This window comes from Desulfamplus magnetovallimortis (genome assembly GCF_900170035.1).
GTDB lineage: Bacteria > Desulfobacterota > Desulfobacteria > Desulfobacterales > Desulfobacteraceae > Desulfamplus > Desulfamplus magnetovallimortis.
On the sequence record NZ_LT828542.1, the window covers coordinates 61,674 to 77,444 of the forward strand.

General features: G+C 42.1%; 11 protein-coding genes. 5 read left to right on the plus strand and 6 right to left on the minus strand.

Features of this window, described 5'->3' with window-relative positions; translation table 11 throughout:
* Nucleotides 1-399: 399 nt before the first annotated feature.
* Complete coding sequence (locus tag MTBBW1_RS07115) at nt 400-1,533, plus strand: Fic family protein (protein ID WP_080801251.1); 1,134 nt, start codon at nt 400-402, stop codon at nt 1,531-1,533.
* A gap of 493 nt (nt 1,534-2,026) precedes the next feature.
* Here the strand turns inward: MTBBW1_RS07115 and MTBBW1_RS07120 are convergent, their stop codons facing one another.
* Nucleotides 2,027-2,593, minus strand: a complete 567-nt coding sequence (locus tag MTBBW1_RS07120; protein ID WP_080801254.1) for a flavodoxin family protein — start codon at nt 2,591-2,593, stop codon at nt 2,027-2,029.
* A gap of 438 nt (nt 2,594-3,031) precedes the next feature.
* Here MTBBW1_RS07120 and MTBBW1_RS07125 point away from each other — a divergent pair, with 438 nt between their 5' ends.
* Nucleotides 3,032-3,913 (plus strand): DMT family transporter, encoded by an 882-nt coding sequence (locus tag MTBBW1_RS07125; RefSeq protein WP_080801255.1) that lies wholly within the window; start codon nt 3,032-3,034, stop codon nt 3,911-3,913.
* Nucleotides 3,914-4,142: 229 nt separating this feature from the next.
* Here the strand turns inward: MTBBW1_RS07125 and MTBBW1_RS07130 are convergent, their stop codons facing one another.
* The 4 genes from MTBBW1_RS07130 to MTBBW1_RS07145 form a co-directional block, all read right to left on the minus strand.
* Nucleotides 4,143-4,481: a hypothetical protein gene (locus tag MTBBW1_RS07130; RefSeq protein WP_080801258.1), complete on the minus strand. Its 339-nt coding sequence runs from the start codon at nt 4,479-4,481 to the stop codon at nt 4,143-4,145.
* The gene (locus tag MTBBW1_RS07135) at nt 4,481-5,272 is read right to left on the minus strand and encodes a ParA family protein (RefSeq protein ID WP_080801260.1); all 792 of its coding nucleotides are present in this window, start codon (nt 5,270-5,272) and stop codon (nt 4,481-4,483) included. The genes MTBBW1_RS07130 and MTBBW1_RS07135 overlap by 1 nt, the downstream gene beginning before the upstream one ends.
* A gap of 309 nt (nt 5,273-5,581) precedes the next feature.
* Entirely contained in the window at nt 5,582-8,629 is a 3,048-nt protein-coding gene (locus MTBBW1_RS07140) for a hypothetical protein (protein WP_245809293.1), read from the minus strand.
* Entirely contained in the window at nt 8,601-9,257 is a 657-nt protein-coding gene (locus tag MTBBW1_RS07145; RefSeq protein ID WP_080801263.1) for an MBL fold metallo-hydrolase, read from the minus strand. Before MTBBW1_RS07145 ends, MTBBW1_RS07140 begins: the two co-directional genes overlap by 29 nt.
* Nucleotides 9,258-9,543: 286 nt before the next feature.
* Here MTBBW1_RS07145 and MTBBW1_RS07150 point away from each other — a divergent pair, with 286 nt between their 5' ends.
* From MTBBW1_RS07150 to MTBBW1_RS07160, 3 genes are read left to right on the plus strand one after another with little or no spacing between them, the layout of a single operon-like run.
* The gene (locus tag MTBBW1_RS07150) at nt 9,544-9,834 is read left to right on the plus strand and encodes a BrnT family toxin (protein WP_080801266.1); all 291 of its coding nucleotides are present in this window, start codon (nt 9,544-9,546) and stop codon (nt 9,832-9,834) included.
* A gap of 10 nt (nt 9,835-9,844) precedes the next feature.
* Entirely contained in the window at nt 9,845-10,066 is a 222-nt protein-coding gene (locus MTBBW1_RS30310) for a BrnA antitoxin family protein (RefSeq protein ID WP_222424004.1), read from the plus strand.
* A gap of 14 nt (nt 10,067-10,080) precedes the next feature.
* Nucleotides 10,081-12,699 carry an amino acid permease gene (locus MTBBW1_RS07160; protein WP_080801272.1) on the plus strand — a complete coding sequence of 873 codons (2,619 nt, stop codon included), beginning with the start codon at nt 10,081-10,083 and terminating at the stop codon, nt 12,697-12,699.
* Nucleotides 12,700-13,060: 361 nt separating this feature from the next.
* Here MTBBW1_RS07160 and MTBBW1_RS07165 read toward each other — a convergent pair whose 3' ends face one another.
* Nucleotides 13,061-15,754 carry a calcium-translocating P-type ATPase, PMCA-type gene (locus tag MTBBW1_RS07165; protein ID WP_080801273.1) on the minus strand — a complete coding sequence of 898 codons (2,694 nt, stop codon included), beginning with the start codon at nt 15,752-15,754 and terminating at the stop codon, nt 13,061-13,063.
* Nucleotides 15,755-15,771 lie beyond the last annotated feature (17 nt).

Below are 15,771 nucleotides of genomic sequence, written 5' to 3' on the forward strand. Positions count from 1 at the left end.
AACTTCTGAAAAGGCAATAAGATGTCGATTTTGAGTGCATAACTTTTACTATTTTTATTGACTTTGAGTTGAAAAAAGATGATATTCGACTCAATTTTTGAGGCAATTAAGCTCAATAAACAACTCAAGTAAACCAAATTAACCCTCATGATTGCGAGGGCATCATAAAGATGCATTAAAGTCTTTATATGTCAGTATATTATGGAGACTTTCCAATAAACACCCATGTTTGCAGACGCATCACAACGAAACATGAAAGTCGTTTTATACCAGCACTTTATGGAGACTTTCTAATAACGTACATGGCGGATTACCGCCACAATCGAAGGGATGAAAGTCGTTTTTAAAACAGGCTGTTACGGAGACTTTCATATAAAAATAATAAGTAGAGGTCACTTCATGAGTTATATCTGGCAACACCCTTCCTGGCCGGAATTTACGTGGAACAGTGATAACCTTTTAAAACATCTCGGGAAGGTTCGATTTGCCCAAGGTTCCTTGCTGACAAAAATCAGGGAACTGGGTTTTGATCTTCAGGAAAACACCAGAGCAGATATCCTCGTAGAGGAGGTGTTTCATACATCTGCCATAGAGGGAGAAGTGCTGGATTGGGATGCAATTCGCTCATCAGTAGGTCGCAAACTTGGTGTGCCCAGGGCAGGAGTCCCTGACAAGCGGGATCAAAAGGCAGATTTGGTGGTTGATATCCTGCTTGACGCCACAATGAACTATAACCGCACACTTGCCCCTGATCATCTCTGGAGCTGGCACGCAGCTTTATTTCCAACAGGTTACTCCGGCCTCTTAAAGATAATAACCGGAGCCTGGAGAGATGACATAAAAGGCCCAATGCAGGTTGTGTCCGGAGCAATGGGCCGGGAAAAAATTCACTATGAAGCCCTTCCGGCAACAAACATCGAACAAGAAATAAGTACCTTCCTCTCCTGGGTCAATGATGACAATTCACAAGATGGTATCCTAAAAGCAGGGATTGCCCATTTCTGGTTTGTCACAATTCATCCTTTTGATGATGGAAACGGCAGAATTGCCAGAACAATTACAGATATGATGCTTGCCAGAGATGAAGATAGCGCCCGAAGGCTCTACAGTCTGTCATCCCAAATAATGCTGGAGCGCAATGATTATTACGATATTCTGGAAACGACACAAAAAGGCAGTGGAGATATCACTGACTGGTTGAAATGGTTCCTTGAATGCATGCACAGAGCCATAATAAAAGCCAGCAAGTTGGTAGAAAACAGCCTCATAAAAGCAAGATTCTGGAAGGAGTTTGCAATGACAACGCTCAATGAACGGCAAATTAAAGTGATTAACCGATTACTTGATGCTGGTCATAAAGGTTTTCAGGGAGGTCTAAAAAATAAAAAATATATGGGAATAGCACATACAAGCCGAGCCACTGCCCAGAGAGATATCTCAGATCTGGTAAAAAAAGGTATCCTAACCCAGAAAAACGGTGGTGGTCGAAGTGTCAATTATGATATCGACTGGAAAAGATGGCTGAGCGATTAACTTAAATTCTTGTCTCTGAATTTTGTGCTATTTTGGCAAGAGAATCAGGAAGGTTTTATTTATCATTTTTTCCTTGAGAATGACTATCATTTTTATATTTGGGGGTGATTGATACGTACTCAAATTCGACAGCTATGAGCTTCTGAGCCTTTTCAATAGTCTGAATCAAGATACCCGAAATTAACAGGATAAGGCAGGATTAGCTATCCTGAACATCCTTTTCATCTTGAACATCCTTTTCATCTTGAACATCCTTACCATCCCGGGTATCCTGATTCAGACAAATGCAATGAGTGCTGAAAAAGCAATAAGGTGTCGATTTTGAGTACGTAGTCAATCATGCCTGTTTACACTTTTTTTGAACCATGATTTTCATGATTAAGGGATTATCTTGATTTTTCATCATGTTAATCCTTAAATCCTTTAATCATGGTTCAAAATTTTCAAAAAAATGCATCCTACTTTTGGGGTGATATGAAAGATGCCAAAAAAATCACGCTGAAATCTTACGGGCAAATGCCACAGATTTCTCTTTCACGCCCTCATCCATGTTTTCAGGTGTTGAACATTGGCCGATATAAAGCTCGCCGGCATTCACTGACATGTGAGGCTTCTGAAGACGTCCAAAGGCTGTCACTGTTGCCTCTGCGTTATTCTCATATGGTCCGCCACCAGTAAGAAGAAGTGCCTGACGTTTTCCTTCAACAAGAGATGCATGCCCCGGCATATGATAATTGACATAAAAGCTGTATGTCCTGTCAATGATGGTTTTCAATTGGGCTGTCACACCCCAAAAATAGAGAGGTGAAGCAAAAATCACAAGGTCAGCGTCAACCATTTTCTGAAGGATTTCAGGAGCATCGTCCTTTTGTACACATCCAACTGTTTCGGGTTTTTCCTTGCATTTACCGCAGGCAAGGCATCCCTTTATATTTTTGTTGTTAAGGTAAATGGTCTCAACTTCATGACCAAGTTCAATAAGCTCCTCTTCCACAAATGAGAGAACCTTTGCTGTATTTCCTTTTTTTCTGGGACTGCCCTGAAGAGCAACTACTTTCATTTTTTATTCTCCTGTCTGTAAGTTTTATGGCCATCTGGCAGAACGTTAAAGGTAATTCCATAAAGTTCCCCTCTGACCTGGTTTTAATTTGATTTAATAATATCCGACTGGTTTATTAGAAAGTCCCCATATTTCAAGGTTTTTTTCAGGGCTTTCATGCTTCGTTGTGGCAGATGGCTCTGCCATGGCCGTTATTGAGAATACCTTGAGAGTGTTTCATTCGGCTATCTGTAATTGAAAAGAACACTGTGATCTTATATTCTTGACTAACACAGTATATCTGATAAAATCATTTGTCCAATGAATAGTTTAAATACAAAAATTAAAAAATGTTATTATTATGAATCATCAGATTGACTATTTAAGAACATTTATTGCCCTGGCCGATACAAAAGGATTTACCACAACTGGAATTCGAGTGAATGGAGAAAAGGCATAATGGAAATAAAAAACAGAGCCTTGTCAGGGCTTCTTGCCGGTGCAGTTCTGATCAGCTTTTCATCTGTATGGGTTAAAATCTGCGGGGTAAGTGCCACCACATCGGCATTCTACAGAGTATTTTTTGGCGGAATAATCCTTTTGCTGATTGTGTTAAAAAAAAGAGAGCTTAAATGGCATGGTGGAAGGATTTTTTGCCTTGGGATGTTGTGCTCGCTATTCTTTTCCCTTGATCTTGTCATGTATCACAAATGCATTCACCATGTGGGGCCGGGGCTTGGGACAATTCTGGCCAACTTCCAGGTTTTTGTGCTGACTCTATTCTCGTTTATGTTTTTAAAAGAGAAAATATCGCTTTTATTTATCCTATCCCTTCCAATGGCATTTACAGGTCTTTTCATGGTTGTGGGAATCCACCCGAGCAAACTTGACTCATCTTACCAGGCAGGGATACTCATGGGACTTGCTGCTTCCTTCTTTTATTCGGGATTTCTGCTCTCTTTGAGAAAACTCCAGGGCATTCTCCAGCGTTTTTCCCTCTATTATGTGCTGATGCTGGTCTCCCTTATCACAGCGTTGTTCCTTGCTATGGAAGTTGTCCGCATTGACGACTCCTTTGCCATTCCAACCCTCAAAAGCCTTCTCTCCCTTGGTGCCCTGGCCATATTCAGTCAGGTGGCAGGATTTGTGCTGATCACCAATGCCCTGCCCCATGTAAGCCCCTCAATATCCGGCATCATCCTTTTAACCCAGCCTGCTCTGGCATTTGTGTGGGATGTACTACTTTTCAGCAGACCAACAGATGCCCTTAGCTGGTTCGGAGTTGCCATTACCCTTATTGCCATATATATTGCCACCAGCGGTCAAAACAAAAAATCATGAACTAAGTTTTTTAGTTTTATACTCAAAATCGACATCTTATTGCTTTTTCAGAAGTTATTGCATTTGTCTGAATCAGGATAACCAGGATGGATAGGATGTTCAGGATAGATAGTCCTGCCTTATCCTGTTAATCTTGGGAATCCTGATTCAGACACTGTTGACAAGGCTTACAAGATCATAGGTGCCCACTTTGAGTTTATAGATACTCAAAAATTGCACCCAATATCGTTCATGATTTCATCAGGCATAGCACCATAATAACAAGAACAGCAAGTATCACAATGGGTATAGAAAGAAGCTGGACAACCATATGAGCCACTGCCTGCAACAATGGTATCGAAATAGCCAGCACAATAAACCCAAATGCTATTTTTAAAATTGTGTAGCCAATTTTACGGTCATTGACTGTATCAACATCCATTGATCTTGCACTCACAGAAGTGGTTGAGGATTTCACTTTTGCAGAATTGGTATTTTTTGAGACATTATCTCTGTTGTTTTCAGAATCCCTGAAAACAAGGGAGTCTATCAGATCCATCTTTTTTTTACTTTTTGATTTTTTCGCCATTACGACTCTCCAAGAATCTCTATTAACTCTTTTGCAAGGGAACTAAATGCCCTTGCCCCTGGTGCCGAAGGTTCAGCCTGGAAAATGGTTTTATTGAGAGCCTCTGCCTTTTCAAATGCAGTATTAAGGGGAATTTGTGTATTAAAAATCTTATCAGGCTTAAATATGGATCGAGTCTTTTCAATAATAGTATTGCTTATTGCGGTGCGCTTATCTCTGCCATTGATAAGGATTCGCAAAAAACCAAGATCACTGTTACCTTTTTCCTTTACTCTTTCAATGAGCTTTGTGGCTTTCATAAGCCCTTCCACACTGTCTGCCGAGCCTGCCCGCACAGGTATAATAACTGAATCTGATACATACAAAGCACAAAGGACAAATGTACCCATATTGGGAGGACAATCAATAAGTGTAAAGTGATACTTCTGCAATGCATATTCTCTGATAATTTTTCTTAACCTGAAGAATGAATCAGGGGCATTTTCAAGAATATCAACCTCAAGATTGGTTGTCTCCGGAATGTTTGGAAGCAGATCAACATTTTTGCATTCTGTGGAACGTATAATTGAATCAAGTGCCACATCATCATCATTGGGGTCAAGAAGTTCAAACATACTCTCATCAATGGTGATTTCATCTGAAAGCAGTTTTCCTGTTGCATTGCACTGACCGTCAATATCCATGACAAGCACACTTTTTCCCTGTCGCCCAAGTGCATCAGCAAGATTGCATGTTGTTGTTGTCTTACCGCAACCACCTTTATTGTTTATAATTGATATTATATATCCCATATAATCAATACCTTCTCTAAATTCAAAATTGACTTTAAAACCATCACTTACGCCACTTCATACTATACTTTTAGCCCCATCAAAGTACAATGTATAGACTTTGATTGATACTAAGGAATTGATTTTTAATAACTTGCCCTTTCACCTCGCCCCCAGCCATATTTTACAGGCTTGGGAGGGGGAGTTTGGGTAAGTTGATTAAACCCAATTACTAAACGGGCATGATTGCGCATCAATCACCCCCAAATATAAAAATGATAGTCATTTTCTCGGTAAAAAATGGCGATGGTGTCAATAATGATATCCATATTATATATTTTTAAGATCTGTCAAATATTGCTCATACCTCATCAGGTAGAAAGATAGAGGTCCTGAAAACCTCCTGCCAAGAATTCCGTCCACAAAAAGTCGGCTAACGTGCTGCTCCTGCTCCAGGATTTTTTGGGACAAAAGATAAATCCTTCTCTCTTCTGGAGTAAATCTTCCCATCATCTCCTTTAAAGTGGTGCGTGCCCTTGGCTGATACATCCAGAAATAGAGCATATCAAGGGAATTTATAATGATAACCGTCATCAAATCCCGAACCTCGGCATTGGGGCTGTTGAGAAGCTTTTCAGGATTTTCAAAAAGGGACAACTCCCCTGCATCCGGAAAAATCAGCTCAAGCCTTGAATAGGCATCAAAAAGTGCTGTGAATTTTCGTTTATAATCCCTGGTTCTAAGGGCAATGTTCTGGAAACGATCAGCAGGACCTTCTATCAGGGCAGCCACAAGATCAGAGGCAGCCTTTGATATCACTGCTGCCCACTTCTGGAGAATATCTTCAACACCTGCAACACCCATCCCTGAAAGTATCCCTCCTGTCATGGCACTGAAAAGAACAGCAATGGGAATTGAAAAAAGACTTCTAAAAAGGTTGCCGATAATGGCAGCACGTGGGAACCCCCGAAAAGCATTATGGCTGGCAAGATATATTCCGTTTGCCGTTGCCATGATTGCATATAAAGCTGCCGGGTTTGTGGATATCGTGATGCCCAGACCATGATCCAGAAGAAGAGTTTTTATTAGATAGTCCAGAAGAGGTACTGAAAACCCTGTAAAAAGAAGAGAATCTGTAATTCTTTCCCAGCTTACATAATCATTCCACCTCAAAAGCGGCGAACGTATGATCCCGCCACCCCCAAGAACTGCCTGAACTATGTTTCTTAAGCCTGTGATACCGAACCAGATAAAGGCACCAAAATATGCAAGTACCCACCACTCCTTTGTTAATGCAAATGTCGCAAATGCCGGTATAAATCCAATAATAACCTTTAGTGCATTTCTGACACCTGTGTTAAGATTTGCCCATGATTTTCGGGGTGGCTTGTCTTTTTTCTCGTGCAGAGGCAGTGAAAGAGAGAGAGCAAGTTCCTGTTTCATCTGCTGCTGCCCACCTCCAAGGGTTACGATATTCCCTGATTCCTCCATTGTTGTGGAGTACTCCTCCACGATCCACTTTTTAACCTTTTGAGCACCAAGATATTCAAGCCCAGGAAGTGCACTCAGAAGATCCAGAAGACGGGCTGAAACTCCACTTGCATGACTTACCGGAATTGAAGTGACACTTGGATAAGTTTTAACATGAACCGGCAAAATAAGCCTGGATGATGCATGCTTTCTGATCTCCCGTCGTGCCCTCAAGGGAAGGGAGTCAATAATTCCAAGTCCCATACCGTATGCAAGAAGTGATCTGCCTGTGGAGTCACTTCCCATTCGTGATTTCAGGGGAACACCCTTGTACATGTTCTTGAATGTTGCAAGATCATGCAAAATGGCAACAAGATTTTCCCGACGATCTTCCTCATCAGAATATCCGCCCTTTTCCATGCGATGAATCACATGGCGAACAACCCTCTTCAGGCGAATAAGACTTCCGTCATTAATTGCCTGCTGAAGCTCATTGATCGGGGGTATATGTTCGTGGTGACCTGCTGCATAATCCTTTAGATTAAAAATCTCAAGGCGGGAAATTAATCCATTGCCTGCATAAAGAAGTTCCAGAACATCCTCAACCTTGAGATTGGTAAGGTTCAGGGTTATCTTGAAACTGTAGTGAATTTGGGCAATCTGTGCCAGAAGCTGTTCAACAGGAAGATTCAGCCTCTCTGGAACATCAGGCCCGTCACAGGGTTTCCAGGGGCAGTGGATGTGGGGATAGTGCTCGGGTGAAAGATAACTACTGACAATCTTTACGGTTGTCAGATTTTCAAGAATCTCTCCTTTTAATTTACCATGACTATTTGACAGCTCTGAGAGTTTATCCACAGAGTATTTAACACACATATGATGAATATACTCTCCAAGATGGAGAATTGAGGGTTGGCCAGGTGATACAAAAGCAAGAAATTTACCGGGATCAAGGGAAGGAAGGGTAAGACCGGTCTCGGCAGTAAAGCGTTCCCTGTGTCTTGAGTTAAACTCATCAAGTACACGAAGCACATACTTCTCCTGATACTTCATCACCTCCCTGCCTTTATCCATGAATTCAATCACATGGGGTTCTGCAAGAAAGCAGAGAAATGACTGCACATCCATAAAACCGCGGGAGACCCAGATAAGGGAAACAAAGCGGTCCCTGTACCTTGCACTGAACTCAATCCCTATGCGGATATCAACCCCCATTATATCGGCGGCCTCTGAAAGTTCAGCAACAAACCTTGGTTCAAGGTACTGGTAATAGACAACCCTGAGTCTTCTAATACCTTTTATCCAGGCATCCATGATAAGGTGTGTCGGGGTCTTTCTGCCCTTTGTGTTGGCATCATGAACATGATCATCAAATGTTGCCTGGTTCCACTCCTCGGGCATCTCCAGAAGATGATACTTTTCAAGCTGACGGCATATAAGGCTTGGTTTGCCTGATGCTGTTTTCCGGAAATCATGGGCAAGCTCAAGCTGACGGCTGTAGTGCCCCCTTGCCCTGACAAGCTCCTTCATGAGCTGAAGAAGAACCCTTGCAGAGTTAAGGGGCATAGGTCCTGTACGTGTGTCGATTATCTCGTCCCGAAGCCCCCTTAAAGCCTGGATACGATTCTCTTCATCTCCCCGCTCAAGGGAGTTGAGAAGATGCACAACAGAGTAGGCAATTCTCAATCCCTTTGACTCTGAAAGCTCCTTGATTCCAAGGGGATGAAAAAATGGATAATAGAGTTTGCGTGTATAGCCAAGGGAGTGTGGGCTGTCATAAAGATCATTTACAATCTTGATAAGCTCATGGTCTCTTTTGTCAAAAAAAAGACGTGGCGAAATCAGGCGATCCAGCAGATGTCTCAATGTTTTTGTAGCACTAAATGCTTTTATTGAGAACTTTGACATCTACCTTTCCTTCAAGCATCTTCCGGAATCTTTCAGCATCTCCTTCATCACCCACAAGTGCGCCGTAATGCATTGGAATTGCAAGGCCGGGATTTATGTTAATGGCTGCTTCCACAGCCTCTTCAGCCGTCATTACATATGTCCCTGAAACAGGAAGCAAAGCCACATCACAATTAATATCTGACATTTCCGGAATAAGATCAGTATCTCCTGCATGATATACCCTTACACCTTCAACATCCACCACAAAACCAAGCCAGTTATTGCTTTTAGGATGAAATTTTTTATTGATATTATATGAAGGAACAGCATCAATTGAGACACCCTTAACAGTTATGGTATCGCCAGGTGCGACAATCTTTATTTTTCCATCAACACCCTTGCCAAGCTCCTTTGACAGCTTTTTTGCAGAATCTTTTTCCGTAACAATGACTGTATCGGGCCCGAGAATTTTTTTTACATCATCAATAGAGCAGTGGTCATAGTGATCATGGGTAATAAGCAATATTCCTGCCTCAACACCGGGCTCAATTTCATAGGGATCAAAATAGATCACAGGATCACAGTCAATTCTCATGCAGTCATGCCCCAGCCAGTGAATTTTTTCAATCAACTTACTGTCAATCATCTGTTTAAACCCTCTCTTTTTTGCTGTGATTATTTTTTTATAACAGACATGGCTGCGATGCAGCCACCCTCGAATATGGAAAATTGTATCCACTTACACGGTAAGATCATGTTACCGTACCATATAATTCTGTAGATAACAATTTGATTTGCCGGCAAAGTATAAAAACAGAAGGAAAGCCCATGTAGCTTTATGATTCACTCCAAAAAGAGTATTTGAGGATCATAATTATTATGTTATTTTTTTCACCCTTGACCTATATATACAGAGACCATACAATAAAAATATGAAATTTGAATGGGATGAAAACAAAAACCGGATTAACCTTCAAAAACACGGTATTGATTTCTCTGACGCTGTGAAAATTTTTGACGGCCCGGCATTGATCTATCCCGACAACAGGATTGACTATGGGGAAGATCGGTATATTGGCATCGGGTTTATATTAAACCTGGTCGCCCTTGTTGTTTTTGTCGAAATCAATGATAACGATGTTATCCGCATCATTTCTGCAAGAAAGGCAAATCGACATGAAAGTAAAAAATTCAAAAAGGCAATCAAAAACCGATTGGGATAGATTGAATGCCATGAGTGATGATGAAATTGATTACTCTGATATTCCAAAACTTGACGAAACATTCTGGTCTAACGCTACCTTATGCACGCCGTCCAGACCTCATAACATTTCAATTTTAATTGATAAAGATATTCTGGAATGGTTCAAATCTCAAGGTCCCATGTACCAGGCTCATGTTAATGACGTACTCAGGAGATACATGGAATCTCAAAAATCTTATTTGCGAACCTGAATAAAGGAGAAACTTTGAGCGATAGATCAGACAAAACACTACCCAAAGGAACATTGAACACCTTTTCCGGCGTATTCACCCCAAGCATACTTACAATACTTGGCATCATCCTGTTTCTTCGCCTTGGTTATGTTGTGGGAAGCGCCGGATTAATGCAGGCCCTTGTGATAATTGCCATTGCAAACGTCATTTCCGTGCTGACAAGTTTTTCACTTGCTGCAATTGCAACAAACATCAAGGTAAAAGGCGGTGGTGACTACTACCTTATATCAAGAACCCTTGGGCCAGAATTTGGCGGAGCACTTGGTCTTGTGCTTTTTCTTGCACAATCTGTATCCATTGCCTTCTACTGCATAGGTTTTGGCGAAGCTCTATCTTCAATTATGTCAAATAGCGGAAGCTTTATGACGCCCCAGATCATTGCAGCCGTTGCCGTTGCCTTTCTGTTTGTCCTTGCTTGGGTCGGAGCAGATCTTGCCACAAAATTTCAATATGTGGTCATGGCTTTTCTGACAATTGCGCTGATATCCTTTTATATCGGCGGTTTCAGTAACTGGAACACAAGCCTCATAGGCGCTAACTGGACAAAACCCTTGGGCGGCCCGGGTTTCTGGGTGATCTTTGCAATCTTTTTTCCTGCTGTAACCGGCTTTACCCAGGGAGTCAGCATGTCCGGAGATCTAAAAGATCCAGGAAAAAGCCTGCCCACCGGTACATTTCTTGCCGTAGCCATCTCCATTGTTATCTATTTTTCTGTGGCCGTAATATTTGCGGCAACTTCAACAACAGAGATATTGAGCGTTGACTATAGTGCCATGAACAAAATTTCCAGATGGGGTTTTTTCATTGATGCAGGCGTAATTGCCGCAACCCTTTCATCGGCAATGGCATCATTTCTTGGTGCGCCACGTATTCTCCAGTCCCTTGCAGGTGACAGGATATTCTCCTTTTTAATACCTTTTGCCAAAGGCTTTGGCCCTTCACAAAACCCGAGAAGAGGCGTTCTTCTATCCGGACTTATTGCTATCATAACCATTGCACTTGGCCAACTTGACCTTATTGCACGCCTTGTCTCAATGTTTTTTCTTATATCTTATGGCCTTCTCAACTATGCAACATTTTTTGAGGCAAAGGCTGCAAGCCCATCCTTCCGCCCTCGCTTTCGCTGGTATCATCCTGTACTAAGCCTTATGGGCTTTGTCACATGCCTTGGAGTAATGCTTGCCATTGATCTTAAAATGGGAATCGTGGCCATTGCCATTCTCTTTGCCATATATCAATACCTTCAACGAACAGCCGGCCCTTCGCGATGGGCTGACAGTCAGCGCTCCCATCATCTCCAGAGAGTTCGGGAAAATCTTATGGCAGCAGGTTCAGATCCGGATCACCCAAGGGACTGGCGCCCTTATATTCTGGCTCTCTCAGATGATCAGGAACGAAGGAAAAACCTTCTTGAATTTGCATCATTGATTGAAGGTGGAAGCGGCATCACAACAGTAGCCCGTTTTTTGCAAGGCAGCGGCCCAAGAATGCGCAAAGAAAGAAAAGCTGCGGCAGATGCCCTGAAAAAAGAGATACTTCAGCACAGAAAAGATGCCTTTTCCCTGGTGGTTTCAGGCCCTGAGCCTCAAACTGCCCTTGAGACTACAATCCAGTCATTCGGTCTTGGCACAATACATGCTAACACTGTACTGCTCAACTGGATGAAAGAGAACACCCCACAAGATGAGCCCAACTCACACATACGAAACCGACAGACAATTCGCTATGGGGAGAGTCTTCGCACAGCTTTCCGTATGGGATGCCACATTGTGATTCTCCATGCTCCTGCTGAAAAATGGAACAGCCTCTCTGAAATTGATCCGGAAAAACATTCAATTGATGTCTGGTGGCAGGGGGATGATACAAGCCGCCTCATGCTGCTTCTTGCCTTTATGGTCACAAAAAATCAACAATGGAGTGAAGCAATAATAAGGGTTTTTGCCATCAATTACGATGATGATTCCGCTGAAAACATGGCTGAATTGCAGAAGATGCTTGAAGATGCGCGCATTGAAGCAGATGCAAATATAGTCCTTAATGATAAAAAGGAAAAAAATGACGGCAGTAGAAATTCTAATGATACAGAAGAAAATACCAATGAAAATATATTTGCAGAACTTTCAAATGATTCATCACTTACATTCCTACCTTTCACAATAAAAAACAGTATTCCTGTTGATATTTACGGTAATCCTGTTGAGCATCTTCTCCCGAAACTTGGAGTTACAGCACTTGTGATGGCAGGGCAGGATGTTGCCCTTGATGCTGAACCAGAAGAAGGGGATGCTGCAATTATTGCCCAGGCTCTGGATGCCCTTGAGATGGCAAACCAGAGAGCTTCCCGTGCTGAAAAAGAAGCTTTTAAGGCAGCAGAAATTGCAACAGAAAAAATGCAAGAAATCGAACTTTCCGGAGGTCGCTTTGACGAGAAGATGATAGCAAAACTTCAGGCAGCATTAAAAGCCCGTCAAAATGCCGACATTGCAGCAAAAAAAGCTCTGAAGGAGCAGGCAAAATCATCGGATGCTGCAAAAGAGGCAGAGGCTCTTGGTGCAGCACCTGTAAAAACGATACCTGGAAAGGAATCTTAAATACTCAAATTCTACAGCTATGTTCTTGTAAGCCTTGTTAACATTGTCTGAATCAGGATACCCAAGATTAACAAAGATAAGGCAGGATTATCTATCCTGAGCATCCTATCCATCCTGGTTATCCTGGTTCAGACAACTGCAATAACTTCTGAAAAAGCAATAAAATGTCGATTTTGAGTAAACAGGCATGATTGATTACGTATCAATCACCACCAGATATAAAAATGGTAGTCATTTTCACGGTAAACGGTCATGGCCGGCATTCAGCCACCCCCGAATATGGAAAATTGTATCCATTTCCACGGTAAATAAAAAGATTTCCTACTCATTCCTTAAGTGAAACCCATTTGATTGCTGTGCCTTAAGGTTTGACACTTCGCCTGAGAATCAGTTTTCTGCAAAGATCAAGGGGTATAACAAGAGATGCAAGCCCCACCACCACAAGCCACTCGTTAAAGACAAGGCCATGGGTTCTCAAGATTACGCCACCTGCATATGTCATTATAACCTGAATCACAAGAATCATGGACATAACCTTTATGAAACCGGTGTTAAGGCCAATATGTTCAAAAAGATTTAGACCTTCGCTTCTGGCATTTAAGCCGTTAAGTATGCTGATAAATACAAAAAATGAGAAAAATCCGGTATAAAGATAGAGATCATGGCTTCCATCAGGGCCTGTTCTGAAAGAGTTTACTATCCACTCTGCCTTCAGGAAATAGAGACTCAAAAGGGAAACAAAAATACCGCATGTCAAAATGGCACTCCACATGTCAGTTGACACAATCTGCTCGTCACGCCGCTTGGGAAGCTCCTTCATGTAACGTCTCAATGCTGGCTCTCCGCCAAAGGCAATGGCTGCAAGTGTATCCATCACAAGGTTTACCCAAAGCATCTGGGTGATGGAAAGTGGCTGTGCAAGGCCCATCAAAGGCCCCATAAATGTGATAAGCACAGCACTTACATTGATGGTCAACTGAAAAACAATAAATTTTCTGATACTTTTAAATATTGTTCTGCCGTAAAGGACTGCCTTTTCAATGGAGCTGAAGTTATCATCCAGAATAACAATATCTCCTGCCTCCTTGGCCACCTCTGTGCCGCTGCCCATTGCAAATCCAACATCTGACTTTTTAAGTGCCGGTGCATCATTGACACCATCTCCTGTCATGCCAACCACAAGATTCAGCTCCTGGGCAATTTTCACAAGACGGCTTTTGTCTGTGGGCAAAGCCCTTGCAATTATCCGAAGATCCGGAAGAATTTTTTTAAGCTCCTCATCTGTAAGCTCCTGGAGAGCATCAGATGTCAAAATAATATCTTCATCTCTCTTTATAAGACCTGAATCCCTTGCAATGGCAACGGCGGTCTCTTTTCTGTCACCTGTAATCATGACAACCTGAATGCCGGCATCCTGAACCTCTTTTATTGCCGAGACAGCCTCGGGACGAACCTCATCCCGTATGCCCACAATACCCACAAGGGTCATATCTGCAATGGGTGTCTCCTCCTGAAGATGCTCTTCTGATGTTGCAACTGCAATTACCCTGATAGCCCGTTCTGCAAGGTCATTCATGGTCTTCTCAAGTTGTGCCTTGTCCTCCAGCTTGCAAATTTCACCATTACGGGCATAATATTTACTGCATTTCCCGATAATCTGCTCAGGGGCACCTTTGATAAGCGTAATGTTACGGGCGCCTTCAATCCTGGTGGCGGAAAATTTTCTGTCGCTGCTGAAAGGGATGGAAAAAACCTTTTTTATATTATGCAGGGAGAGTGCAGGACTTTTTTCTGCATCTTCACTTTTCCCACTGGTGACAAAAGAGAGCAATGCCCTTTCCGTAGCATTGCCGCCGATAATCTTCAGCCCTTCTTTATCCCCTGCAATCATAGCATTGGTATTTCCCATGAGTGAAACATATAAAAGTTCCTGCAAATCCTTGTCAACAGATTCAAAGGTATTAAAAGCTTTGTTGTCTCCGCCTATAAAAGTGATGGCCTCAAGCCTGCCCCTTGTTATTGTACCTGTCTTATCGGAAAAAAGGATATTAAGGCTTCCTGATGTTTCGATTCCCACAAGTTTTCTTACAAGGATGTTATCATTAAGCATTTTTCTCATATTAAGGGAGAGAACCATTGCAATCATCATTGGAAGCCCCTCGGGAACAGCAACAACAATAATAATCACGGCAAGTATAACCGCATTTACAACATCGTTGATCGAGTTTTGCCACACAGAGAGATAGGCAATGATCTCAGGAATGTTAAAATGGTTATCAATGACAATCTTCCTGAAAACAAATGTCACTGCAATTAAAACCCCTCCAATATAACCGAACTTGCTGATTGCTCCGGCAAGGCTCCCAAGTTTTACCTTTAAGGGACTCTCCCGCTCATCTGTTTGCATCTCCAGAGCCAGTTTTCCATACTGGCTGTTATCTCCAACGCTTTTAACAAGCATGACAGCCTCACCGGAATAGACCACACTGCCACGAAACAGTCTGCATGGATCAAGAAAATCAACTGTCTTATCATTTTCCGTGTAACCATCACCGGCTTCAACCTTGAGTGCCTCGGCAGACTCTCCATTGAGAGATGCCTGATCAACCTTCATTTCACCTCTGTACAAAATACCATCAGCGGGAATCTTGTCTCCGGGCTGGAGAAGGACATAATCTCCGGCAACAATATCATCAATGGAAATCTGGGTTATATTCCCATCCCGAAAAACCTTGCATGTTATTCTTCCAGCATCTTCCTGAAGTTTCTGAAAAGTTGATTCATTTTTATGTTCTGACCAGGTTGATACAAGTGTTGCCAGAAGAACGGCAAGCGCAATTCCTGCTGATTCATACCAGTGTGTTTTACCCATAAAAACAAACACTATATTTATCACAAGAGCCAGAATAAGAATCTTTATAATAGGATCATCAAAATTTCCCTTGTACTTATCCCAGAATGTCTCTGTCTCCTGCCTTGTCAATTGATTTGAACCGTATTTACCTATGGCATCAGCAACAGCATCAGATGACAGCCCTGATATTTTTATATCCATATTATATTATTAATCCT